Origin of the sequence: Azospirillum oryzae (assembly GCF_008364795.1) — a bacterium.
GTDB classification, from domain to species: domain Bacteria; phylum Pseudomonadota; class Alphaproteobacteria; order Azospirillales; family Azospirillaceae; genus Azospirillum; species Azospirillum oryzae.
In genome coordinates, this window is sequence record NZ_VTTM01000006.1 from 126,274 (window position 1) to 150,328 (window position 24,055).

Annotated in this window: 21 protein-coding genes; 9 read left to right on the forward strand and 12 right to left on the reverse strand. The window is 68.6% G+C overall.

Translation table 11 applies throughout. The annotated features are described in order from the left end of the window. Positions 1 to 11 precede the first annotated feature (11 nt). Genes FZ938_RS17720 through fae (FZ938_RS17730) form a run of 3 tightly spaced genes read left to right on the forward strand, consistent with a single transcriptional unit; the run spans position 12 to position 2,412 of the window. Positions 12 to 944: an ATP-grasp domain-containing protein gene (locus FZ938_RS17720; RefSeq protein ID WP_149199787.1), complete on the forward strand. Its 933-nt coding sequence runs from the start codon at positions 12 to 14 to the stop codon at positions 942 to 944. Then, entirely contained in the window at positions 941 to 2,029 is a 1,089-nt protein-coding gene (locus tag FZ938_RS31075; RefSeq protein WP_246457346.1) for a triphosphoribosyl-dephospho-CoA synthase, read from the forward strand. The genes FZ938_RS17720 and FZ938_RS31075 overlap by 4 nt, the downstream gene beginning before the upstream one ends. Next, positions 1,924 to 2,412 carry a formaldehyde-activating enzyme gene (fae, locus tag FZ938_RS17730; RefSeq protein ID WP_246457345.1) on the forward strand — a complete coding sequence of 163 codons (489 nt, stop codon included), beginning with the start codon at positions 1,924 to 1,926 and terminating at the stop codon, positions 2,410 to 2,412. Before FZ938_RS31075 ends, fae (FZ938_RS17730) begins: the two co-directional genes overlap by 106 nt. On the opposite strand, the gene FZ938_RS17735 is transcribed toward fae (FZ938_RS17730), so the two are convergent. After that, positions 2,391 to 3,119, reverse strand: a complete 729-nt coding sequence (locus FZ938_RS17735; RefSeq protein WP_149199789.1) for a HisA/HisF-related TIM barrel protein — start codon at positions 3,117 to 3,119, stop codon at positions 2,391 to 2,393. The two genes, fae (FZ938_RS17730) and FZ938_RS17735, sit on opposite strands and share 22 nt — an antisense overlap. Here FZ938_RS17735 and FZ938_RS17740 point away from each other — a divergent pair. Genes FZ938_RS17740 through FZ938_RS17750 form a run of 3 tightly spaced genes read left to right on the forward strand, consistent with a single transcriptional unit; the run spans position 3,118 to position 5,615 of the window. Continuing rightward, a complete protein-coding gene (locus FZ938_RS17740) occupies positions 3,118 to 4,095 on the forward strand; it encodes an ATP-grasp domain-containing protein (protein ID WP_149199790.1) in 978 nt (325 codons plus the stop codon). The two genes, FZ938_RS17735 and FZ938_RS17740, sit on opposite strands and share 2 nt — an antisense overlap. Continuing rightward, a complete protein-coding gene (locus tag FZ938_RS17745; protein ID WP_149199791.1) occupies positions 4,088 to 5,122 on the forward strand; it encodes a hydantoinase/oxoprolinase family protein in 1,035 nt (344 codons plus the stop codon). Before FZ938_RS17740 ends, FZ938_RS17745 begins: the two co-directional genes overlap by 8 nt. Positions 5,123 to 5,132: 10 nt before the next feature. Beyond that, positions 5,133 to 5,615, forward strand: coding sequence for a GreA/GreB family elongation factor (locus FZ938_RS17750; protein WP_149199792.1), 483 nt, complete (start codon positions 5,133 to 5,135; stop codon positions 5,613 to 5,615). A 3-nt stretch (positions 5,616 to 5,618) separates the two neighbouring features. On the opposite strand, the gene pabB is transcribed toward FZ938_RS17750, so the two are convergent. The 11 genes from pabB to FZ938_RS17805 form a co-directional block, all read right to left on the reverse strand. Beyond that, the gene (gene pabB / locus FZ938_RS17755) at positions 5,619 to 7,070 is read right to left on the reverse strand and encodes an aminodeoxychorismate synthase component I (RefSeq protein ID WP_149199793.1); all 1,452 of its coding nucleotides are present in this window, start codon (positions 7,068 to 7,070) and stop codon (positions 5,619 to 5,621) included. Positions 7,071 to 7,073: 3 nt separating this feature from the next. Continuing rightward, positions 7,074 to 7,790 carry a GNAT family N-acetyltransferase gene (locus FZ938_RS17760; protein WP_149199794.1) on the reverse strand — a complete coding sequence of 239 codons (717 nt, stop codon included), beginning with the start codon at positions 7,788 to 7,790 and terminating at the stop codon, positions 7,074 to 7,076. Continuing rightward, positions 7,787 to 8,671 carry an ABC transporter permease gene (locus FZ938_RS17765; RefSeq protein ID WP_149199795.1) on the reverse strand — a complete coding sequence of 295 codons (885 nt, stop codon included), beginning with the start codon at positions 8,669 to 8,671 and terminating at the stop codon, positions 7,787 to 7,789. The genes FZ938_RS17760 and FZ938_RS17765 overlap by 4 nt, the downstream gene beginning before the upstream one ends. Positions 8,672 to 8,674: 3 nt before the next feature. After that, complete coding sequence (gene proV, locus FZ938_RS17770) at positions 8,675 to 9,958, reverse strand: glycine betaine/L-proline ABC transporter ATP-binding protein ProV (RefSeq protein WP_149199796.1); 1,284 nt, start codon at positions 9,956 to 9,958, stop codon at positions 8,675 to 8,677. Between the two features lie 64 nt (positions 9,959 to 10,022). Then, the gene (locus FZ938_RS17775) at positions 10,023 to 10,805 is read right to left on the reverse strand and encodes an adenine nucleotide alpha hydrolase family protein (protein WP_149199797.1); all 783 of its coding nucleotides are present in this window, start codon (positions 10,803 to 10,805) and stop codon (positions 10,023 to 10,025) included. Further along, a complete protein-coding gene (locus FZ938_RS17780) occupies positions 10,798 to 12,030 on the reverse strand; it encodes an electron transfer flavoprotein subunit alpha/FixB family protein (protein ID WP_149199798.1) in 1,233 nt (410 codons plus the stop codon). Before FZ938_RS17780 ends, FZ938_RS17775 begins: the two co-directional genes overlap by 8 nt. Beyond that, complete coding sequence (locus tag FZ938_RS17785; RefSeq protein WP_149199799.1) at positions 12,027 to 13,964, reverse strand: (Fe-S)-binding protein; 1,938 nt, start codon at positions 13,962 to 13,964, stop codon at positions 12,027 to 12,029. The genes FZ938_RS17780 and FZ938_RS17785 overlap by 4 nt, the downstream gene beginning before the upstream one ends. Before the next feature lie 51 nt (positions 13,965 to 14,015). Next, a complete protein-coding gene (locus FZ938_RS17790) occupies positions 14,016 to 16,061 on the reverse strand; it encodes an NADH:flavin oxidoreductase (RefSeq protein WP_149199800.1) in 2,046 nt (681 codons plus the stop codon). A 170-nt stretch (positions 16,062 to 16,231) separates the two neighbouring features. Beyond that, the gene (locus FZ938_RS17795) at positions 16,232 to 17,428 is read right to left on the reverse strand and encodes a GlxA family transcriptional regulator (RefSeq protein ID WP_246457344.1); all 1,197 of its coding nucleotides are present in this window, start codon (positions 17,426 to 17,428) and stop codon (positions 16,232 to 16,234) included. Between the two features lie 65 nt (positions 17,429 to 17,493). Then, on the reverse strand, positions 17,494 to 18,603 hold the full coding sequence (locus FZ938_RS17800; protein WP_246799055.1) for an FAD-binding oxidoreductase: 1,110 nt from the start codon (positions 18,601 to 18,603) through the stop codon (positions 17,494 to 17,496). A 90-nt stretch (positions 18,604 to 18,693) separates the two neighbouring features. Beyond that, positions 18,694 to 19,974, reverse strand: a complete 1,281-nt coding sequence (locus FZ938_RS17805) for an aromatic ring-hydroxylating oxygenase subunit alpha (protein WP_149199801.1) — start codon at positions 19,972 to 19,974, stop codon at positions 18,694 to 18,696. 661 nt (positions 19,975 to 20,635) lie between these two features. On the opposite strand from FZ938_RS17805, the gene FZ938_RS17810 reads away from it, so the two are divergent. From FZ938_RS17810 to fae (FZ938_RS17820), 3 genes are all read left to right on the forward strand, one after another. Further along, positions 20,636 to 21,526: a glycine betaine ABC transporter substrate-binding protein gene (locus FZ938_RS17810; protein ID WP_149199802.1), complete on the forward strand. Its 891-nt coding sequence runs from the start codon at positions 20,636 to 20,638 to the stop codon at positions 21,524 to 21,526. Positions 21,527 to 21,688: 162 nt separating this feature from the next. Further along, the gene (locus FZ938_RS17815; RefSeq protein ID WP_246457343.1) at positions 21,689 to 23,404 is read left to right on the forward strand and encodes a methyl-accepting chemotaxis protein; all 1,716 of its coding nucleotides are present in this window, start codon (positions 21,689 to 21,691) and stop codon (positions 23,402 to 23,404) included. A gap of 37 nt (positions 23,405 to 23,441) precedes the next feature. Beyond that, positions 23,442 to 23,975, forward strand: coding sequence for a formaldehyde-activating enzyme (gene fae / locus FZ938_RS17820; protein WP_149199803.1), 534 nt, complete (start codon positions 23,442 to 23,444; stop codon positions 23,973 to 23,975). The last annotated feature ends 80 nt before the right edge of the window (positions 23,976 to 24,055 follow it).

A 24,055-nucleotide genomic window follows, 5' to 3' on the forward strand; every position in this document is an offset into this window, starting at 1 on the left:
GGGGCCGGACGATGGGACGGACCCGCATCGCAATCTTCGTGGATGGCGCCGACTGGCACACCCGGAGGCTGATCGCCGCCTTCGCCCGGCGCGGCGCGAAGGCGGTCCCGGTGTCGCTCAGTGCCTGCGGCTTCGGTCCGGAGGGACCGGTGGTACCGGGCTTTGACGGCCCCGGTTTCAATGACGGACTGCCCGACGCCTGTCTGGTCCGCACCATCTCCGCCGGCAGCTTCGAGCAGGTGACTCTGCGGCTGGGCGTGCTGCATGCGCTGGCCCATGGCGGGGTGCCGGTGCTCAACAATCCGGCCTCCATCGAACGCTGCGTGGACAAGAGCGCCACCGCCTTCCGGCTGGCCGCTGTCGGGGTGCCGACCCCGCGGACCTGGACCGTCGCCGATCCCGTCCAGGCCTCATCCATCCTGGCCGCCCTCCATGCCGAGGGCCGGTCGGCGGTGCTGAAACCGCTGTTCGGGTCGCAGGGCAAGGGGCTGCGCCGGCTCGATCCCGGCATGGCTCTGCCGGACCCGGACGAGGTCGCCGGAGTCTACCACCTGCAGGAGTATGTCGGCGCGGCGGATGGCGGCTGGTTCGATTGGCGCGTCTTCGTGGTGGACGGTCGTCCGCTGGCCGCCATGGTCCGTCAGGGCGACCACTGGATCACCAACGTCAAGCAGGGCGCCCGCTGCCATCCGGCCAGTCCGGGCGGCGTGCTGGGCGATCTGGCGGTGGCCGCCGCCGCCGCCGTCGGCACCGATTATGCCGGGGTGGACGTGATCCGCGCGCCCGACGGCCGCTTCCTGGTGCTGGAGGTCAACAGCATGCCGGCATGGCGCGGCCTGCAGGCGGTGACGTCGGCGGACGTGGCGCAGGCGCTGGCCGATCTGGTCCTGGCCCGTCTGGCCGCCGCCTCGCCCGCATCGGCAGACGCGCGGAGGGCCGGATGAGTGCGCTGCTGCCCGCTCCCGGATCAATATCGGGACAGGATTGCCGGGCCCTGGTGGAGGAGGCGGTGTTCACCGCCTGCCGTCTGGAGCTGATGGCGCTGAAGCCCGGCAACGTTCACATCCATGCCGAAGGCCATGGAATGAGCGTGGCGCAGTTCCTGGACAGCGCCGCCGCCATCGCCCCGATCCTCGCCACGCCCGGCCGCCGGGTGGGGGAGGCGATCCTGCGCGCCGTGGCGGCGACGCGGGATGTTGCCGGCTGCAACACCAATCTCGGGATCGTGCTGCTGCTGGCGCCGCTCGCCGCCGCGGCGCTGTGCCGCGATAAGGGTGAGCCGCTGCGGATGAGGCTGGCGCGGGTGCTCGACACACTGAGCGTTACCGACGCCGCCGACGCCTTCGCGGCCATCCGCCTGGCGCTGCCCGCCGGGCTGGGAGAGGCCACGCAGCATGACGTCGCCGAGGCCCCCCGCGTCGACCTGCGGGCCGCGATGGCTGCCGCCGCAGACCGCGACCTGATTGCCCGGCAATACGCCACCGCCTTCGCCGACGTCTTCACCTTCGGCGTGGCCCGCGGCCGTTCGGCGCTGCGTCGCAGCGCCAACGCGGAGGCGGCGGCGAGCGCCATCCATCTCGGCTTCATGGCGTTGCACCCCGACACCCACATCGCCCGCAAGCATGGCGCGGCGGTGGCGGAACGGGTGCGGGACCAGGCCTTCCTGCTGGAGCGGCGCCTTGCCGTCAATTCCGCCTTCGGCGGCCATTCAGGAACGGCCCGGCGGCTTCTCGCTTTCGACCGCGCGCTGAAGCGCCGCGGCCTCAATCCGGGCACGTCCGCCGACCTGACGGTGGCCTGCCTGTTCGTGCTTCGGCTGGCTGGCGAGCTGCCCGCCGGACCGTGGCCGCCGGGCGACAACCGGCGGAGCCTTATCAAACCAACCAGCGTAGAGGATGCGCAATGCCTAAGATCGACAAGGTTATGGTCGGCGAAGCTCTGGTGGGCGACGGCAATGAAGTCGCTCACATCGATCTCATCATCGGTCCGCGCGGCAGTGCCGCCGAGACCGCCTTTTGCCAGACCCTGACCAACCAGAAGGAAGGCGTGAACGGCCTGCTGGCCGTGCTGGCGCCGAACCTGATGGTCAAGCCCTCCACCGTCATGTTCAACAAGGTGACGATCAAGAACGCCAAGCAGGCGGTGCAGATGTTCGGCCCGGCCCAGCGCGCCGTCGCCCTGGCCGTCGCCGAATGCGTCGAGGACGGCACCATCCCGGCGGAAGAGGCCGACGACCTGTTCATCTCAGTCGGCGTCTTCATCCACTGGCAGGCGGAGGACGACCGCAAGATCCAGGATTACAACCACGAAGCCACCAAGCTGGCGCTGAAGCGTGCGATCGCCGGCAGCCCGACCGCCAAGGAGATGCTGGACGGCATTGCCGCCGCGGTTCACCCGTTCGCCGCCAACTGACTGGAAGCGAAGCGGGCGAGCGTCCCGGCGTCGAGGCGCCGGTCGTGGAGCGCGCTGGCCACCAGCACGGCATCGGTGCCGTGCGTGGCCAGCGCATCCAAATCCGCCGCGTTCCGCACACCGCCGGCCCCCCACACCCGAACCCCCGGGCGTTGGGCCGCCAGCGTGGCGATCCGGTCCAGATCCGGCCCCTCGCTTGACCCGACCCGGTCCAGCGTCATGGCGATCACCCGCGCGGGCCAGCGGCCGGCATCCTCGTGCAATGCCGCCGGTCCCAGCGGCGCCCCCTGCCGGACATCCAGCGACAGCGCCACCCGGTCCTCCCCGGCCAGCGCCAGCGCCGCGTCCAGCGTCGCGCCGTCCGTCTGGCTTTCGCTGCCGATCACCAGATGGCGGATCCCGGCGTCGAGCCAGCGGCGGCAGTCGTCGGGCGTCGCCAGCCCGGCATCGACCCAGAACGCCACCTCCGGCCAGCGGTCCTGCAGCGCCGCGACGGTGGAGCGATGGTCGCCATTTCCCCTGATCGCGTCGAGATCGGCGACATAGCAGGCGCGGAAGGGTTGCAGCGTCAGCAGCGCGGCCACGATATCCTGTGGTGCCGATCCTGCGGTCAGCGCGCTTTCGATGGGGCGGTAGCGGTCGCGCTCCCCCCGCTTGGCATGAACCACCTGCTCGCCCAGCAGGTCGATGACGGGAACGATGTCCATGGAGAACAGCCTTCGTCGGGTTCTGGTCTGCGAGTATGTCACCGGCGGCGCGCTGTGCAACGGGCCGCTTCAGACGGATCTGATGGCTGAAGCCAACGCGATGGTCGCGGCCTTGGTCGGCGATCTGGTCGCGCTGGATGGAATACACGTCACACTGTGCTGGGACAACCGCCTTCCCCCGCCGTCCTTCCCGGCCGACCGGGCCGCCCTGTTCCCGGTAGCGCCGGGCGAGGATCCCGAGGCACGCTGGCGCGATGCAGCCGCCCTGTGCGACGTGGTCTGGCCGATCGCGCCGGAAAGTGACGGGCTGCTGGGACACGTCGCCGCTCTTTTCCGCGACACCGGCCGCACGGTGGTCGCCTGCGCCCCCGACGCCATCGCTCTCGCGTCTTCGAAGACGGCGACGGCGGCCCGGCTCGCCGCCCACGGCATCGCCGCCATTCCCACCGTTCCCTTCGGCGCCCCGCCGCCGCCCGCCGCCCGTCATGTGGTGAAGCCGGACGACGGCGCCGGTTGCCTCGACACCTTCATCGTCGACGACATCGCCGCCTGGACGCCGCCGCATGCCGGCCGCTGGATCGTCCAGCCGCTGGTCGAGGGCGCGGCGTGCAGCCTGTCCATGCTGGTCGACGATGCCGGCGGGGTGCGGCTGCTCGGCTGCAATCGTCAGACGGTAGAGCGCGGGAACGGTCGCTTCTCCTTCCATGGCGTGGAGGTCGGGGCGATGGAGCACCGCCGCGCCGCCTGGGAGCCGCTGGCCCGCGCCATCGCCGCCGCGATCCCCGGCCTGCGCGGCTATGTCGCCGTCGACCTCATCGACCGGCCTGATGGCCCAGTGGTTGTGGAGGTGAACCCGCGCCTGTCCGTCGGTTATTCCGGGTTGTCGCGGGTGTTGGGCTGGAATCCGGCGGGCGACATCCTGACTCTGTTCAACCCGAGATCGGCCGACACCGGCCGGGAGGACGCACATGCCTGACATCCATGGTTCGACCGTGATCGGCTGGGACATCGGCGGCGCCCACCTGAAGGCCGCCTGGGCGGTGGATGGCCGGCTGCGTGACGCTGTGCAGGTGCCTTGCCGGCTTTGGCAAGGGATGGGAGAGCTGGATGCGGCGCTGACCACGGTGCTGGACCGCCTGCCGGCCGACGCCGACCATGTGGTGACGATGACCGGCGAACTGGTCGACCTGTTCGACGACCGCGCCCAGGGCGTGCACGCGCTGATCGACCGGATGGCTGCTGCCCTGCCGCAGGGGCGGCTGCGCGTCTATGCCGGCCGGCGCGGACTGCTGTCGCCGCCGGAGGCGCGCGGACAGGTGATGGATGTCGCCTCCGCCAACTGGATGGCGACCGCCGCGGTGGTTGCCCGGTGCCTGCCGGCGGCGCTGCTGATCGACATGGGCAGCACCACCACCGACATCGTGCCGGTGCGGGACGGCGCCGTGGTGGCGCGCGGCGTCACCGATCACGAGCGGATGGCGGTGGAGGAACTGGTCTATACCGGGCTGACCCGCACGGCGGTGATGGCGATGGAACGCACCGCGCTGGTCGCGGGCGAGCGGTTGCCGATGATGGCCGAGTATTTCGCCACCAGCGCCGACCTCTACCGTGTGCTGGGCCGGCTGGACGAGGCCGCGGACCAGCATCCCGCCGCCGACAACGGGGCGAAGACGGTCGAGGCCAGCCTGCGCCGCCTGGCCCGCATGGTCGGGCATGACGCCGGCGATTACGATCCGGCGGTGTGGCGGGCGATGGCCGCCGATCTGACCGAACGCCAGCTGCGCCGCATCCACGATGCCGCCTGCCGCGTTCTGTCGGCCGGGGTGCCGCTCCTGCCCATCGATGCGCCCGTGGTCGGGGCCGGCGTCGGGCGTGCCGTCGTGAAGGAGGCGGCCGTCCGGTTGGGCCGCCCCTATCGGGAATTCTGCGATGTGGTGGGTGCTCCCGGTCAGGACTGGGTCGCCAGTTGTGCCCCCGCCGCCGCCATGGCGTTGCTGGGTTGAGGGAGAAGACATGAGCCGCGCCTTCGTCAAGGAAAGCGACGCCGAAACCGAAGGGCCGATGCCGCAGATCAACGGTCCCCTGCATGTGTCCGCCGCCACCGTCGCCGCTTGGCAGGAGGAGCTTGCCGCAGCCGATGCGGAGATCGCGAAACTGCGCGGCTCCGAGGCGCCGGAGGACCGGCAGGCGATGAGCAGCGCCAAGCGGCGCGCCGACCTGCTCCGCGCCCGTCTGGCCGCCGCCGTGGTGGTGCGTCCGGCCGGCTCGGTGGAGGAGGCCGGCTTCGGCTCCGTCGTCGTCGCCGAGGACGAGAACGGGCGCCGATGGACATTCACGCTGGTGGGCGGCGAGGAGGCCGATCCCGCCGCCGGCCGGATCAGTTGGCAATCCCCGTTGGGCGAAGCGCTGATGGGCGGACGGGCCGGCGACGTGGTCGAATGGCCACGCCGGAACGGCCCCCTGTCGCTTACCCTTCGTTCGGTGTCGGCGTCCTGATCCTCACCCGCCATCCAGTGCGCGCAGCTGCGGGCCGATCTTCACCATCATCTCGTCATGCTCGCGGCCGGGATCGGAATCGGCGACGATGCCGCCGCCGGCCTGGGCGATGACGCGGTCGGGCGTGACGGTCAGGGTGCGGATGACGATGCTGCTGTCCATCGCCCCGTCGAACCCGATCCAGGCGACCGACCCGCAATAGGCGCCGCGCCGTGAGACCTCCAGCTCGTCGATGATCTCCATGGCGCGAATCTTGGGAGCGCCGGTTATGGATCCGCCGGGGAAGGTGGCGCGCAGCAGGTCGACCGGACCAAGACCCGGCTTCAGTTGCCCCTCGATCACCGACACCAGATGGAGGACGGAGGCGAAGCGCTCCACCCCGCACAGGACCGGCACCTTGACGCTGCCGATGCGCGCCACGCGGCCGATGTCATTGCGCAGCAGGTCGGTGATCATCAGATTCTCGGCCCGGTCCTTGATGCTGTGCTCAAGCTCGCGAGCCAGGGCGTCGTCCTCGTCCGCCGTGGCGCCGCGCGGGCGGGTTCCCTTGATCGGGCGGGTTTCCATGCGGCCGTCGGCATGGAGGCGGATGAAGCGCTCGGGCGAGGCGCTGGCGAGACCGTACCCGCCGGGCAGCGTCAGGCAGGCCGCGAAGGGGGCGGGGCTGAGCGCCAGCAGGCGGCGGTACAGGTCGAATACAGACAGCCCGGCCGGCCGGTCGGCCAGGAAGCGCCCGGTGAAGTTGGCCTGGAAGATGTCGCCCGCGCGGATGTATTCCAGCACCTGCTCCACCCGCCGGCAATAGTCGTCCCGCGCGATCTCCGGCTGCCAGGAGGCGGTGGCGGTGTGGGGCGGCGGCAGGACGGTGGGCGCCGCTTCCAGGTGCTCGGCAATTGATTGCAGTCGGTCGGCGGCGCGGAGGCGGCGCCCGACCGGGCTGCTTTCGGGAAAGCCGCTGGACAGGATCCAGCCGCGCCGTTCCAGTTCATCGAAGACAATGACGGTGTCGTATAGCCCGAAGGCCATGTCGGGTAGGGCGCTGTCGTCGCCGTGGCGAGCCGGCAGCCGTTCCAGCACCTGTCCCAGCTCATAGCCGAGGAAGCCGACGGCACCGCCGGCGAAGGGAACGGGGAGGTCGGGGGGAACGGGCAGGCGGTGGGCATCCAGCTGCTCTTCCAGCACGGTGAAGGGATCGCCGGCCACCGCATGGCCGTCCACAGTGACGGAGCCGCCGCGCGCCTCGATGGTGCGGAAGGGCTCAACCGCGACGATGCTCCACCGGCCCCGGCCGCCGCCTTCCGCGGCGCTGTGCAGAAGGGCGGCGAATGGCTGGCCGGACCATGGTGCGAAGGCGGCGACCGGATCGCGGTAGGGAATCTCGCGGATCACCAGCGGATACCCGTCGCCTGCCCTCTCCCCGGCCGGAATATCGAAGACCAGGCCGTCCTGCGGCATGCGTCATGCTCCGATGCTGGTGGCGAGGGACTTGACCCAGAAGCGAAGGGGTTTGGCGGTCTCCTCCCGGTCGCAGGCGTCGCACCAGGACAGGGTTCCGCCGATCTCGGGCTCCAGCCTGTAGCCCAGCCGCCGCCATGCGGCATCGGGCGTCCGGTACGCATTCGGGCGGCGGGGATGGTCGATGGATCGCACGATCTCGCCGAAGGCGATGGACGCGAAGCGGCCGGTTTCGTGTATGTGGGATTCGCCGATTTCCAACAGGGCGGTCCCGATCCCGCGCCCGCGATGGCAGGGAAGGACCACCACCTCGCCGAAATAGAAGATTGAGCGCGGGTCGCAGCCTGCATGGGTGAACGGGTCGCGCAAGGCGTCCAGCTCCTGGTCGAGCGGTGCGCCGGTGACGGCCGCGACCATGCGGTTGCGCTCGAAGGCGGCCAGGATGAGCCCGCCCGGCAGACCGGCGAGATCGGACAGATAGCGTTCCTCGTAGGCGGCCGAACCGGAATAGAGATAAGGGAACTCGCCCAGCACCGCCAGACGCAGGACCGCCAACTCCTCCACCCGGTCGGCCAGGGCGGCGCCGGTCAGACGCTCCACCCGGATGCCGCCTTTGATGTCGCCCCCATCGTCACCCTGCAGCCGCGGCCCGTGGGGCGGCACGGGCCGCGCCGGAAGAGCGGCGGCGAAGCCCCCTTCCGGAAGAGCCCCTGCGCTCACCGCGCCGGCACCGGCAGGAACCGCCGCAGGAACGCGAAGCGTACCGGGCGTGGCACGGAGGCGGTCCGGCCGAAGCTCTGGGTGATGCGGTCGAGAACGATCGCCAGCAGCACGACGCTGAGGCCGCTTTCGAAACCGAGCGCGATGTCCAGCCGCTGGATGCCCTGCAGCACCACGTTGCCCAGGCCGCCAGCGCCGATCATGGAGGCGATGACGATCATCGACAGCGCCATCATCATGGTCTGGTTCACGCCGGCCATGATAGAGGGCAGGGCGTTCGGCAGCTGCACCTTGAACAGAAGCTGGCGGTCATGGCAGCCGAAGGCCTTTCCGGCCTCGACGATCTCGGCCGGCACCTGCTGGATGCCCAGCGACGTCAGGCGCACCGCCGGCGGCATGGCGAAGATCACGGTGGCGAGGATGCCCGGCACCCGGCCCAGGCCGAAGAACATCACGGCCGGGATCAGATACACGAAGGCCGGCATGGTCTGCATGAAGTCCAGCGTGGTGCGGACGATGCTTTCGACCACCCGGCTGCGCGCCATCCAGACGCCCAGCGGCACGCCGACCAGCAGGCTGAGCAGGGTGGCGGTCAACACCAGACCCAGGGTGGAGGCGGTCTCCGTCCACAGCCCCATGCCGGCGATCAGCAGCAGGGCGGCGACCGTGAAGACGGCGAAGCCGACCCCGACGCGCCAGAGGGAGATGGCGACGATGAGCCCGATCAGCAGCCAGGCCGGCGCCCCGACCAGCACATAGTCGATGGCGCCGCCGAAGCCGTTCACCACCGTCGCGATCGCGTCGAACGTCGATTGGAAATGGTCGAGCATGAAGCTGACCAGCTCCTCGACCCACTTGCCGATTCTGATTTCGGAATCCATCGGTCAATCCCCCCGAACCAAGGTGTGGAGCATGAGGGCGCGTGAAATGGCGCCGAGGAAGTTGTGGTCGTCGTCGACGACGGGCACCGGCCATTCGGTGTCGGCGACGAGGGCGAGCAGGGCGTGGACGGGCGTCGCGGCGTTGACCGTGCGGACGTCGGGCAGGAAGGCGTTGATGAAGCGCGGCTGCGGCCCCTTCAGTTCGCGTTCCAGTGTCGTCTGCGAAACGACGCCTTCGAAGCGTCCGTCCTGGGTGCGCACATAGCCGAAGTTGTGGTGGTTCTCGCGCAGCTGCTGCAGGGCGGGGGCCAGTTCGCCGGGCAGGCGGATGACCGTGTTGGTCGCCTCGTAGCGTGCCACGTCGCCGGCCCGCAGCACCTTGGAGGCATCGACGTTGCGGAAGAAGGAGCGGACGTAGTCGTCGGCCGGGCGGCTGAGGATTTCATAGGGCGTGCCGACCTGCACAATGCGGCCGCCTTCCATGATGGCGATGCGGTCGCCGATGCGCATCGCCTCGTCCAGGTCGTGGGAGATGAAGACGATGGTGCGCTGGTGTTCGCGCTGCAGGCGCAGCAGTTCGTCCTGCATTTCGGTGCGGATCAGCGGATCGAGGGCGGAGAAGGCCTCGTCCATCAGCAGGATGGTGGGATCGTTGGCCAGCGCGCGGGCAAGGCCGACGCGCTGCTGCATGCCGCCGGACATCTCGCGCGGGTAGCGGCTGGCGTAGGTGCCAAGCCCCACCTGCTCCAGCGCCTGCTGCGCCGCCTTGTGGCGTTCGGCTTTGGACACGCCGGAGATTTCAAGGCCGAAGGCGGCGTTGTCCAGCGCGCTCAAGTGCGGCATCAGGGCGAAGGACTGGAAGACCATGCCCATGTTGCGGCGGCGGGCCTGGATCAGATCCGCCTTGGACATGCTGACCAGATCCTTGCCGTCGAGCAGGATCTCGCCGCTGCTGGGTTCGATCAGCCGGTTCAGCAGGCGGATCATGGTGGATTTGCCGGACCCCGACAGCCCCATGATGACGAAGATCTCGCCGGCGCGGACCTGGAAGCTCGCGTCCAGCACACCGACGTTGACGTTCAGCTTTTCCAGGACCTCCGCCTTGCTGGCGCCCTGGCGCAGCATCGACAGGGCGGGCTTTGGATCGGCGGAGAAGATCTTGTAGACGTTCCGCACCTCCAGGCGAACCGCCGCGTCGTCGCCGATGCTCGTCCTGGCGGCTCCGCGGGGAAAGCCCAGGCTGGCCGGTCCACCGACCGAAACCGCGCTTCGCATCATCGTATTCATCGACAGGCCCCCCCTGATTGCGCGACGGCGTGACCCGTGGGACTGAGAGGATCGTGGTGCATGTTCATGGAAGCATTCCCTGTTCGACTAGGCTGTCGTAAATGGCCAGCGCCCCCGCTTCGGCTGTCGGGTTGACCAGCAGTTGGCCTTTTCCGCTCTTGCTCTCGGTCGCCGCCTTCAGCCGGTCCAGCGCCGAGCCGCCGCGCTTCACACGCATCAGCTTGGGCTTTGGCCGCCATGGACGATGCTCACAGTCCGACAGGAAGAGGTCGGCGGTCGCCTGGGCCGCCACCGGCTCGATGACGCCCCGCCTGGCCGGGCCATAGGCCGAGGCGCGGGCGGGCGGGGCGGAGGGATGGATGGTCGCCACAAAACGGCCGGTGGCGGTCAATGCCCGCCGCTGTCCGCGCGGCAGCGCCTGAACGAGGTCCGCAGCGCCCGGAATGGAGTTCGGCGCATCGGCAGGGCCGATTCTAACCACATCGGGAACGACTGCGGCATCGAGGCCGCGGGCGATCAGATAAGGCAGCATGCCGCTGCCCTCGCCATCCTCCGCCTGCCGTCCGGTCAGGACCAGCGACGGGTCGAACTGGCGCAGATGGGCGATCAGCGGTTCGACCGGATCGGCCCCCTCCGACAGGACCAGATGAGTCAGCCGCTCCAGCCCCATGCCGAGATAGGCGCGCAGCGCCTCGCCGTCGGTGGGCGGGCCGGCATGGATCGCCGTCAACCGCCGCGGGCGGAGCGCCAGCGCCATTTCCAGCGCCTGCGCATCGGTGGCGGCACGTCGGGCGCGGCCGGAAACCGGATGGCGGCCGATGGACAACAGGACGGCGACATCAAGCATGGCGGCGCTCCCGGATGAGCCGGATCAGGGCGGGCATGACGGCCTGCGCGTCGGCGACGATGGACAGGTCGGCCCGCTTGATCATCTCGGCATGGAGGTCGGTGTTGACGGCGATCACGTGGCGGACGCCGGTGATGCCCTGAAGATGCTGCGGCGCGCCTGCGATGCCGAAGGCGAGGTAGCAGCGGGCGCTGACCACCATGCCGGAAGCGCCGACCTGCCGTTCGCGCGGCAAATGGCCGGCGTCGCACACAACGCGGCTGCCGGCGCGGGTAGCGCCCAGCGCCTCGCCCAGTTCGGCGAAGCTTTGCCAGTCGGTCACGCCGTTGCCGGCGCTGAGGATGAAGTCGGTTTCCGACAGCGACAGCGCGTCGGGATCGACGGCCAGCCGACGGGCGCCGCCCAGGCGGGGTGGAAGCTCTTCCCCAGCCATCACCGGAGCGGCGAGGTCGAGCGGCCGGGCCTCGTGCCGCACGCCGTCGAGCGGGGGGAAGGCGTCCACCGCGACCGTCATCAGCCGGGTGGGGCGGTGCCCGGCTTCCAGCGATCCGCCGGCCGACTGGCGGGTCGCCCGGTCGGGGCCGAGGCTCTGCACGCCGGCGAACAGCCGCTCTCCTGCCGCCGCCGCGACCCGCCGCGCCACGTCGCCGCCGTCCGGGCTGTCCGGAAACAGGATGTGGCGGGGAGACAGCGCCGCCATCAGCGCCGAAGCGGCGGCGGCGCGCCGCTCAGGCACGTAATCGTCGGCCCAGCCATCGGGCAGGGCGACATGGCGGTCGGATCCGGCCTCGGCCAATGCGTCGCCCGATCCGGTGGAGACGGTCACCACCGCACCGCCGCCGGCGTCGGCCAGCAGGCGGGCGGCGGCGATCACCTGCCGGTCATGCTCGCTGACCTCGCCGCCGGGGCGGTCGAGCATGGCGAGGATCAGGTAGGCCGGCTCGGCGATCACCTGCAGCGGGATCGCGGGCGTGGCGGCAACGCCGATGCCCACCGCCGCGGTTGCGCCGGCCGAGGCCGCGTCGCGGGCCCAGTCATAGCGCGGGCGCGGCTGGATCTGGACCAATGCGGCGGCCCGAAGGGCGCGCGGGTCGCGGCGGCGCCCGTTGACTGCGACGGCGACCGGCTGGGGCAGCAGGCGCGGACGCTGGCCGGTCAGGATCGTGCGGGCTGCGCGCTCGGCGCGGGGATCGACACGGCGGCGCACTGGCGAGGGTTGGGTCATCGGGCGGTCTCCGTCGCGGCGAGCACCAGTTCGGCGATCTCCGCCACCTCCGGCCGGGGACCGACGACGCCTTCCAGCATCAGGGCGCAGTTGGGGCAGGCGACGGCGACCAGCGAGGCACCGGTTTCCCGGACATGCTCCATGCGGACGTCGGGAATGCGGCGTTCGCCCGACACGTCGGTCAGCGGGGCGCCACCGCCGCCGCCGCAACAGCTCGACCGCAGGCCGGAGCGCAGCATTTCCCGGCGTTCGACGCCGATGGCGTCCAGCAGGGCACGTGGTGCCTCGATCTCGCCATTGTAGCGGCCGAGATAGCAGGGGTCGTGGAAGGTGACGCTGCGCCCGACCGGCTTGGTCACGGTCAGCGCGCCAGTGGTGATCAGCTCCAGCAGCAGGGCGGTATGATGGACGACGGTCCAGCTGCCGCCGAAGGCCGGATATTCGTTTCGCAACGTGTGCAGGACATGGGGGTCGGCGGTGACGATGCGGGTGAAGCGGCGGGCGTTCAGGGTCGCCACGTTGCGGGTCGCCAGCGACTGGAAGGTCGCCTCGTCGCCCAGCCGGCGGGCGACGTCGCCGCAGTCGAGTTCATCGTCACCCAGAACGGCGAAGTCCACCCCGGCGCGGCGCAGCAGCACCACCAATGCCCGCAGCGAGCGCTGGACACGCAGGTCGAAGGCGCCGTCGCCCACCCACAGCAGCGTGTCGCAGGACCCGCCGGCCGGCAGCCGGGGCAGCGACAGGTCTGCCGCCCAGTCCCAGCGCCGGGAGAGCGCGCGGCCGCCGGGATTGTCGGTGGCGCGCAACTCCTCCAGCATGACGGCGGCCTTGCCGGGGGTGGCGCCCAGCTCCAGCGTCTGGAAACGGCGGAGGTCGACGACGGCGTCCACATGCTCGATCATCATCGGGCATTCCTGCACGCAGGCGCGGCAGGTGGTGCAGGACCACAGCGTGTCGGGATGGATCATCGCATCCGGCCCGATCAGCGGCAGAGCCGCGCCGCCATGGGCCTTGCCCACGCTGCGGCCTGGATGGGGATTGCCGGCATAGGCGGCGTCGCTGGCCTCGGCGTCCATGGCGACGACGAGATCCTGCACCAGCTTCTTCGGGTTCAGCGGCAGGCCGGCGGCATAGGCGGGGCAGGCCGTCTCGCATCGCCCGCACTGGACGCAGGCGTCGAAGCCGAGCAGCCGGTTCCAGGCGAAGTCGACCGGGCGCTCCACACCCAGAGTGCCCGGCTCGACGGTGCCGGCATCCTCCGACGGCGCGAGCGGCAGCGGCTTCAGCCCGGTGTCGCGTCCCCTGCCGTCGTGGAAACGGGCCGGACGCGGGTGGAAGGCCAGATGCAGCGCCCCATGCACCGCGTGCTTCAGCGGTCCCTTCCACACCCCCCACACCAGATCGGCCATCGCCAGCCCGGCGATCGCGACCAGGATCAGGGCCAGCGCCTCCGGCATCACGCCGCCCAGCGACTGGTCGAGCGCCACCACCAGCAGGCAGCCGGAAAATCCCAGAAGCGACAGCGGAAGGCGGGCGAAGCGGCCCTGCGACAGCTCGCGCGGGCGCAAGACCCGGCGGCGATGCCGGACCATCAGCGCTCCCGCCAGCATCGCCGCCAGCACCACGGCCAGCAGCAGCCAGACGATGCGCGATCCGGCCCAGGAACCAGCGATGGCGACGCCCATCGCCACCAGCAGCACGACCGCCGCAAGGAAGCCGCCGGCCACCAGCGCGTGGAAGCGGGCATTGAACGGCGTCCGCCCCACCACATGGTGGACATCCACCAGATAACGGCCGGGCAAGGCGCGCAGTCCGGCGACTACACCGACCGCCGCCGGCCGGCCGGCCAGCCAACGCCGTGACTGCCAGGCGGCCAATGCCGCGCCGATGGCGAGGACGGCAAGGACGACGGTGGTAAGAGCGGTGGCGATCACGTCGAACGGCTCCTGTCGCTTGGCTGAAGGTGCTGGGCGGGGGTGGAGGTGTCAGATGTCCTTGCAAAGACGCGCGGCGTCGTAGATGGCTGCGTGGATGTTGCGGCCGGCCACCGCGTCGCCGATGCGGTGCAGCGTGTAGCCGCCATGGCCGTTGGCCTGCACCGGCTGCGGCCGTCCGGCGATCAGGCTGTCGAGATCGGTTTCGCCGCGGTTCAGCGAGCGGTCCTTCAGATCGAAATAGAGGCCGTCGTTGGGCAGGGTGCCCAGCTCCACCACGATCTGGTCGACCAGCCGCTCCTCCTCCTCGTGGGTGTATTCGTTGCGCAGGACGGCGACGCGGCGGTTGCCCTCCGGGTAGATCTCCACGAGCTGGTGGTTGGTGGTCATCACCACGTTCAGCTTGTACAGCTCGCGCAGGTGGATCGGCTGGTTGGTGGTGCCGACCTCCTCCGCGACCATGCGGTCAGGGGTGGCGATCTCCACCAGCGCGCCGCGCTTTGCCATGAATTCGGCGCAGGACGCGCCGTGATGCTGGCCGGTGCCGTCATACATCAGGACCGTCCCCGTCGGCTCCACCGCCCCGGTCAGGACATCCCAGGTCGATACCGCGAGATCGGCGCCCTTGAAGTCGCCGCGGTTGGGCCGGCCGCCGGTCGCGAGGATAACCACGTCGGGTGTCTCGGCCTCGACGGTCGCGCGGTCGGCCTCCACCCCAAGGCGGACATCGACGCCCAGCTTGGTGACCTGCTGCGACAGCCAGCGGGTGATGCCGCTCATCGCCTCGCGCCAGGTCGCCTTGGCGGCGATGCCGATCTGGCCGCCGGGCGCGGCGTTGCGTTCGAGCAGGACGACCGAATGGCCGCGCTCGGCGCAGACGCGGGCGGCTTCCAGGCCGCCGGGGCCACCGCCGACCACGACCACGCGGCGCTTGCGCTCCGCCTTCGGGATCACATGCGGCATGGTGCTCTCGCGCCCCGTCGCCGCGTTCTGGATGCACAACGCGTCGCCGCCGACATAGATGCGGTCGATGCAATAGCCGGCGCCGACGCACTGGCGCACGTCGTCCAGCCGCCCTTCCATCAACTTGCGCACCAGATGGGGGTCGGCGATGTGGGCGCGGGTCATGGCGACCATGTCGACATGGCCCTCCTCCACCGCGCGGGCGGCGGTGGCGAGGTCGGTCACGCGTTGCGCGTGGAAGACGGGAATGCCCGCCTCGCGCTTGATGCCGCTGGCCAGATGCAGGAATGGGGCGACCGGGAAGGACATGTTGGGCAGCGAGATGGCGTGCGCCAGATGATCGCGCGCCTGTCCGCCCAGCACGTTGACGAAATCGATCAGCCCGCGTTCGGCATAGGTGCGGGCGATGGCGATGCAGTCCTCGTGGCTGAGGCCATCGTCGATCAGCTCGTCGCCCGACATGCGCATGCCGACGATGTAGTCGTCGCCGACCTCGGCGCGGATCGCCTCGAACACCTCGATGCCGAAGCGCATGCGGTTTTCCAGGCTGCCGCCGTACTTGTCGATACGCCGGTTGACCGAGGGGCTCCAGAACTGGTCGATCAGGTGGCCGTGGGCGGCCGACAGCTCGAAGCCGTCCAGCCCGCCTTCCTTGCAGCGGCGGGCGGCGGCGGCATAGCCGGCGATAATCCGCTTGAAGTCGAAATCCTCCATCTCCTTCGGCGTGTTGCGGTGCGCCGGTTCGCGAGCGGCCGAGGCGGAGACGGTGGGCAGCCAGTTCTCGGTGTCCCAGCGGGTGCGCCGGCCCATGTGGGTCAGCTGGATCATCAGCGCCGCGCCATGGCGGTGCACCCGGTCGGAGAATTCGCGAAAGAAGGGAATGACGCTATCGTCGGCGACGGAAATCTGGTTCCACGGCGCCGCCGGGCTGTCCACCGCGACGGAGGAGGAGCCGCCGAACATCGTCAGACCGATGCCGCCTTTGGCCTTTTCCTCGTGGTAGAGCTGATAGCGTTCCTTCGGCTTGCCTTCGGACCCGTAACCCGGCGCGTGGCTGGTGCTCATCACGCGGTTACGGATCGTCAAATGCTTGATCTGCAGAGGCTTCAGAAGGGCTTCGGCGGGTGAGGACATGGCAGGAACGATCCCCAGTATTGAGCCTGCCAAGAATTCACCATCGGCGCGATTGTCGCGTTGCCCCCCGCGACCGCGAATTACCTTTTTGCGACAGGAGCGGATCGATGCGATGCCCGTCCGTCAAATATTTGAATTCTTTACGCGAATTGGGAGTGGTGGCACCCCCTTCAGTCCGTCGCCACACTGTCCCGGACCATCGGCGCCGGGTCTTCGAACAGGCGGCGGTCGGGCAGCAGGGAGTCGCCGTTCGTGCGCCGGAAAGCGGCGAGCGGCGAGAGATGCGGATCGGCCTCCGCATCCGGCTCGGCGGTGCGGCGCACCTCCGACGGCGATATGCCGAACAGTTCGCGGAACTGGCGGGAGAAATGGGCGCAGTCGGCGAAGCCGGCCTCGTTCGCGATGGCGGTGACCGAACGCTTGGTGTTGCGCAGCAGCCAGTGGCCGTAGCGCAGGCGCAAGCTGCGGTAGTAGGTGGCCGGGCTGGTCCCGACGGCCAGCCGGAACAGCCGTTCGAATTGGCGGGTGCTGACGTTCAGGCGGCGGACCATCTCCTCCACCGACAGCGGGTCGCTGATGTGCTGCTCCATCAGCAGCAGGGCGCGGCGGACGCGGTCGTTGGTGATCTCCGCGACCGTCGGCGGCTGCGGTTGCGACTGGCTGGCGGGACGCGCCTTGTCGATCAGCAGGATGTGCATGGTTTTCTGGGCGGTGGCGCGGCCCAGATGGCGCTCGATCAGGAAGGCGGCCAGATCGGCCACCCCGGCGCCCCCCGAACAGGTGATGCGGTCGCGGTCCACCACGTAGAGCTGGTCGGCCACTGGCACCAGATCGGGAAATTCCTCGATGAAATCGCGATGATGATACCAGCTGACGCAGCAGCGCCGGTTCTTCATCAGGCCGATGCGGCTCAGCACGAAGCTGCCGGTGCACACGCCGACCAGGGTCACGCCATAGGATGCCGCGGCGCGCAGATAGGCCAGCGTCTCGTCGTCCAGCTGCGGGCCGGCGTGCAGCAGCCCGCCCACCACGACTACATAGTCGAAGCGGCGGGGATCGGTCAGCGGTTCCCAGCGGGCGACGCCGATGCCGCAGCTGGACATCACCGGTTCCGCCCGAGACCCCATGATGGTCCAGCGGCATCGGATCTGCCGCGACCGGTCGCCCTCGTCGGCCGCCAGCCGCAGGGCGTCGATGAAGGGGGCAAGTGCCGTCAGTGTGAAATTGTTGGTCAGGATGAACCCGACCGACAAGAGCGCGCGTTCCTCCTGCCGGGGTGCGGGACCGCTACCGCCGAAACGGCGATATTCCACTGTCTTCCCCACCAGGACACCCTCCCAGTCCGACGGCCCCGGTCTGGCGGCCATCTTCCGTCCTTCGGAATGCTAGCGTCAGCGGCCTGCCCCCGGAAGACAATTCATTGGCGATGATTCTAACGCTCTATCACCAGATCACTGGTCGGGTGGCTGCAGCAGAGCAGGATCAACCCCTGGTCGATTTCACGTTTGCGGATGCCGCCGGTATGGTTCATTTCCACCGTGCCGGAGATCAACTTCGTCTTGCAGGTTCCGCACATCCCGCGCGAGCAGGAGGTCGGAACCCTGATGTCGGCGGCCGATGCCGCATCGGCCACGGCCATCTCCGGCGGACAGGCGAACACCCTGCCGCTTTTCGCGAATTCCACGCGGAAACCGTCCGTGGGCGCTGCCGCCTGGGCCGGCGCGGATGGTGTCGGCGGCTCTCCCGCGGCAAGCTCAGCCGTCAGTTCCTCGAAATTGAAGCTTTCCTGATGATAGCGGCTCATGTCGAAGCCACCCTCTTCCAGGAAGGCGCGCACCGCCTTCATGAAGGGGCCGGGGCCGCAGACATAGACCTCCCGCTCCTTGAAGTCGGGAGCGATCAGCCCGAGCATCGGCAGGGACAGCCGGCCGGTGAAGCCGGCCCAATGCGCCTCGGTGCCGATGCCTTCGCACACATGGGCGACGCGCAGGCGGCGGCCGGGACCGGTCAGCGCGTCCAGTTCGCGGCGGAAGACGATGTCGGCGGGCGTCCGGGCGGCATGGACGAAGACGATGTCGTGATCTTCGCCCAGATCGTCGAAGGTCCGGGTCATCGACATCAGGGGCGTGATGCCGCTGCCGCCGGACAGGAACAGGAACTTGCGCGGGGTTTCGGACTCTCCAGGCGTGAATTCGCCGAGCGGACCGACCGCGCGGATCGTGTCGCCCGGCTTCAGCGTGTCGTGCAGCCAGTTCGACACCGGACCGCCGGGCACGCGCTTGACGGTGATCGAGAGCCGGTGCGGCCGCGCGGCGGAGGATGAGACGGTGTAGCTGCGGTGGATGGTTTCGCCGCCGATGGGCAGTTCCAGCGTGATGAACTGGCCCGGCTTGAATCGGAACAGGCAGGGGCGCTTTGGTGCGAAGACAAAGGTCTTCACGTCATGCGTCTCGTCCCGCACCGCCCGGCACACCAGCGTGTCGTCGATTTCCGGATCCCAATCCCGGACCGGAGGCGGAGCCGCATCCTGCTGCATCGTCATCTCTCTCCTTGAGCCCTGAGCCTCGGACCCTGAACCTTGAACAGCGGGCGATCCCGGCTGCTTGCCGGCCGGGATCGCCCTGGCGTCGCGTCATTCGGCGGCGACGCCCACCGGCGCCTGCTTGCCCAGCAGATGCTCGGCCATGCGGCCGACGTACCATTCCGTGAACTTCTCCACGAGCGGCTCGGTATAGGGCGAATAGGGACCCGGCTCGTAGGCGGGGCTGAGGGCGCCGTTGTGCGAGATCTCGACCAGATCGGCATCCTGCTGGTTGGTCGCTTCCCACACCTCCGTCAGACGGTTCAGGTCATAGTCGACGCCCTCGACCGCGTCCTTGTGGACCAGCCAGCGGGTGCGCAGCAGGTTGCGGTCGGGACCGAGCGGGAACACCGAGAAGGTGACGATGTGGTCGCTCATGAAGTGGTTCCAGGAGTTCGGCTGGGTCCAGAAGGACAGGGCGCCCAGCTTGCGCTCGGTGATCGACCCCAGCAGCTTCTTGGAGGCGCTGCGGGTATCCTTGGTGTGGGCCTCGCCGGCGCCGTCCAACGGCAGGCGCTCGGCGCGGAAGCCGGTGGTGTCGGTCAGGCGCTCGACCTCGCGGCTGGGGAAACCGGCGGCTTCCCAGCTGGTGTGGCAGGACTGTACCAGCGCGTCGTACTTGGCGGCATGCTCCATCCGCTTCGGGTTGGTGCCGTCGGGGGCGAAGCCGAAGCCGTATTCGAACAGCGGGATGGTCAGTTCCGGATGGTTGCTGACGCAGTGGTAGCATTCACGATTGTTCTCCATCGTGAGCTTCCAGTTGCCCTTCTCGATCAGGTCCACCGTCTTGGCGACCTTGCAGTTCTTCAGATCGTGCGGAAGGATGTAGGGCTCGATGGCCGCCGCCATGCGGTCGATGTCCTCTGGCGCTTCCTCCGCCAGGCAGATGAAGATCAGGCCGCCGACCGACCGGATGTGCACCTTCTTCAGGTTCCGGCACTTGCGGTCGAAATCACTGCCCATATGCTCGGCGAACAGAAGCTCGCCGTCCTGGCCGTAGGTCCACTGGTGATAACTGCACACCAGATTGCCGACCGAGGTCTTCTCCTGCAGGATGATGCGCGCGCCGCGATGACGGCAGACATTGTGATATGCCCGCAGTTCCATGTCGTCGTCGCGCATGACGATGACGGAGGTCTTCCCGATATCCACCACCATCACGTCGCCCGGCTCCGCCACGTCCGGCTCCACACCCACATGCAGCCAATGGCGGCCGAAGATGATCTCCATGTCCAGCTTGAAGATCTCCTCGCTGGTATAGAACGGGGCCTCCAGGCTGTGCCCCTTCTTTCGACGCGTCAGCAGGGCTTCTATGGAAATCTCGGACGACATGGCGGTTGACCTTCTGCGGGAGTGGGGCCGGGTGTTCGCGGAACCGCTTCAGCCTTGACCGGGCTGTTGCTATTTTCGATTCCACGACGCACAGCCTGCCGCCCGCCGCGGCGCGTCGCGTTCTGGAATGCGACATCAACTTTAAAAAGGCCGACAGGCGCACCTGTCTTTTTGCGCAAGCCGGACCTCGGCAATGGTCGTTTTGCGGCATGTCGTGATTATTCAAGAGCGATGGCCGCCTTGGTCCATCGGGAGAGCGGCCGGCCGGCGGCGTGCCGCCATCCGAAGAGAGCCGATCGGCATTCATGACGCCTCGTGTCCACGGAGCTGTCGAAGCGCTTCCCTATTTCTATGAAAGACTTTGAAGCATCTGCCTGAAAACCGGGCAACATTCTCCGGCGGCGCGGGGTTTGGAAAAAGCTGTCGCAAATCCGATACGAATTGCCGCTCTGATGAAGGTTTTTTGCTTTCGGAGCCGGCATCCTTCCTCAATCAGCACTGATGCCATCAAAGAACCCGTTGGTCGGAAACGACTTTCCGCGTCGATGCCGGAAGGTGGCCGTCGGCCCATGCATGCGTCCGATCCAAACTTCGGCGCGGCAAAGCCTGGCCGTCCCACCAAACGGGTCCAAACAAACAAACGATAAGAGGAGGCTTCTTGATGAAAATCTTCGGTAAAGCCTTGGGCGTGCTGCTTTCGGCGGCCATGACGGTCGGTCTGGGGGCCGCCGTGGTCGCCGCCCCGGCGCAGGCCGCCGAGAAGTCCATCAACATCGGCTGGACGGCCTGGGCCGACGCCGAGGCGGTGACCAAACTGGCCAAACGTGTGATCGAGGAGCGGTACGGCTACAAGGTCGAGCTGACGATGGCCGACATCGGCATCCAGTATCAGGGCATCGCCAGCGGCAAGCTGGACGCCATGCTGATGTCGTGGCAGCCGCTGACCCACAAGCCCTATCTCGACAAGGTCGGCAAGGACGTGGTCGATCTCGGCCCGCTCTACACCCGCGCCCGCCTGGGCTGGGTGGTGCCAGACTACATCCCTGTCGATCAGGTCAAATCCATCGAGGATCTCAAGAAGCCGGATGTGCAGCAGAAGCTGGGCGGCAAGATCCAGGGCATCGATCCGGGATCGGGGCTGATGCAGGCGTCGGAGAAGGCGCTGAAGACCTATGATCTGAAGGGAATGCAGCTGGTGTCGGCCAGCGACGCCGGGATGCTCGCCGCTCTGGAGCGCGCCATGAAGCGCAACGAGTGGATCGTGGTGACGAGCTGGAGCCCGCACTGGATGTTCGCCAACTGGAAGCTGCGCTATCTGGAGGACCCGAAGGGTGCGCTGGGCGGTCTGGAAAGCGTGAACGCGCTCGTCCGCAAGGGCTTCTACCAGGATCATCCGGAAATCTTCGAGTTCCTGAACCGGATGGTGCTGCCGATCGGCGATCTGGAAGCGATGATGCAGGAAGCCCGTCAGACCAGCTACGAGCAGGCGGTCGACAATTACATCAAGAACAACAAGGCCCGGATCGATTACTGGGTCACCGGCAAGCTTTGATCGGCACCCGTTGCCACCGCCCCAGACGGCGGTGGCAACGGCGGTGGTCGCGCTCCCTTTCCCGCACCGCTCCCGGAGGCGGTCCGTTCATGGCGCAGCCGCGCGGCGGACGGCCGTCTCCGGCCATTCCGGTTTTCAGTCCTTCAACGACGGAGGTCGCCCATGAACCCGTCTGCTCATATGCAGGGCACCGTGTCGGCAAGCGCCGCGATGGTGTCGGCTGAAGGACTCTGCAAGCTTTACGGCGGCAATGCCGCCCAGGCATTGACCATGCTGCGCGCCGGCGTGGATCCGGCCGACATTCTGCGGGAAACCGGCGCCACGGTGGCCGTCGCCGACGTGGCATTCGGGCTGTCGGCCGGCGAAATCGTCACGGTGCTGGGCCGGTCCAACGCTGGCAAGTCCACCCTGCTCCGCCTGGTCAACCGGCTGGTCGAACCGACGGCCGGGACCGTGGTCCTGAACGGGCGCGACATGGCGACGATGAAGCCGGCCGAACTGGTGGCTGCCCGCCGAGACGCCATGGCGATGACCTTCGGCGCAGTGGCGCTGATGCCGAACCGCAGCGTTCTGGACAATGTCGCCTTCGGGCTGGAGATCGCGGGCTTGCGCCGGCGCGACCGGCGGGACCGGGCCATGGCCCTGCTGACGCAGATGGGGCTGGCCCATTTCGCCGCCCGACGACCTCAGGAGGTTCCGGCCGAGGCACGGCTGCGGATCGGTCTGGCACGCTCCCTGATCGCCGATCCGCCGCTGTTGCTGATGGATGCGCCCTTTGCCGGGGTCGATCCCGTCCTGAGGCTGGAACTGGAGGCTGAATTCCTCGACTGGCAGCGGGCGCACCGGGCGGCCGTGCTGCTCACCACCCAGGACCCGGATGAGGCGATGCGGCTTGCCGATCGGATCGCCTTCATGGAGACCGGGCGCATCACCCAGATCGGCACCCCGGACGAAATCCTGGAGACCCCCGCGAACGACCATGTCCGGTCCGCCTTCCAGGACATCGCGGACCGGCGCCGCCAGCGCCAGCGTTCCGCCCATCTGGAGGAGCTGATTTCCCACTTCGAACGGACAGCGATGGAGGGGCTGGACATGGTCGGGTCGTCGGCGGGCGCGCTGGACGGCACCGCGCGTCAGCTGACCGGCATCATCGACCGCACCAACGAGCAGGCGGGCGCCACCGTCGTGGCGGCGGAGCAGATCGCCGGCAACGTCCAGTCGGTCGCCGCATTGGCCGACGACACCTTCCGGTCGCTGGAGGAGATCCGCACGCGCATCGACGATTCCGCCCGCATCGCCCAGTCGGCAGTGGAGCAGGCCCGCAAGGCCGACGAGTCCGTGCATAGCCTGCGGCAGTCGGCCGAGGATATCGGCAATGTCGTGCGCATCATCGACCAGATCACCGGACAGACCAATCTGCTGGCTCTGAACGCCACCATCGAGGCCGCCCGCGCCGGAGAGGCCGGCAAAGGCTTCGCGGTGGTGGCGCAGGAGGTGCGTCAACTGGCCAGCCAGACCGGCAAGGCGACCCAGGATGTCTCGCTCCGTATCCAGGCGATGCAGGATGCGACCGGCAATGCTGCACAGGCCCTGCAAAGCATCACCGCAGTGATCGCGGAGATCAGCACCGTATCGCTTGCCATCGCCCAGTCGATGCAGGCGCAGGCCGCCGCCTCCGCCACCATTCACGCGAGCATCGATCAGGCGGCATCGGGGGCGGGCGTGGTCGCACGCAACGCCCGCCATGTCACCGGCGGTGCCCGCGACACCGAAAGTGCCACCCGGCACGTCCTGACCGCCGCTGCGGAGCTGGCCGGCCAGACCGCACGGCTGCGCAGCAGCATCGAGCAGTTGCTGGACGGCATCCGCACCGGATGACCGACGGCGTCACCCTTATCAAGAGAACGATGATCCCATGCCCAATCCGCTGTTCCGTGTCGGCGAAGCCACCGTCTTCGCCAAGGAGGGCCAGTTCACCGACGCCATGCCGGAGATCGTGATCGGAACGGTCGATGGTCCGGCCGGCCACGCGTTCGCCACCATGATGGGGCAGACCGCCGGCCACACCCGCATGTTCGCAGTGCGGGATTGCAACCAGATGGTCCGTCCGGCCACCATGATGGTGTCCAAGGTGACGATGAAGTCCAGCGCCTATGTCGACCTGTTCGGCGGCGTCGTCCAGGCCGCCACTGCCGACGCCGTGCTGGACTGCGTCATCGAAGGCGTTCTGCCGCGCGACGGGATCAACGACCTGTGCATTCTGGTGATGGTCTGGATCGATCCCCGCTGCCCCACCGATCCGAACCTCGATCGCGCCGATCTCTACCGCACCAATTACGAGGCGACCAAGATCGCCATCGGCCGGGCGATGCGCAATGAACCGACCATCGACGAACTGATCGAAAACCGGCACACGGTCCGGCATTTCATGTTGGATCCGCTGGAATAACCTGCCGGCCCGCCGCAGCAGGCCAGGAAAAAGGCCCGCCTCCGATCAGGAGAGCGGGCTTTTTTGCCATAGGGCCGCTC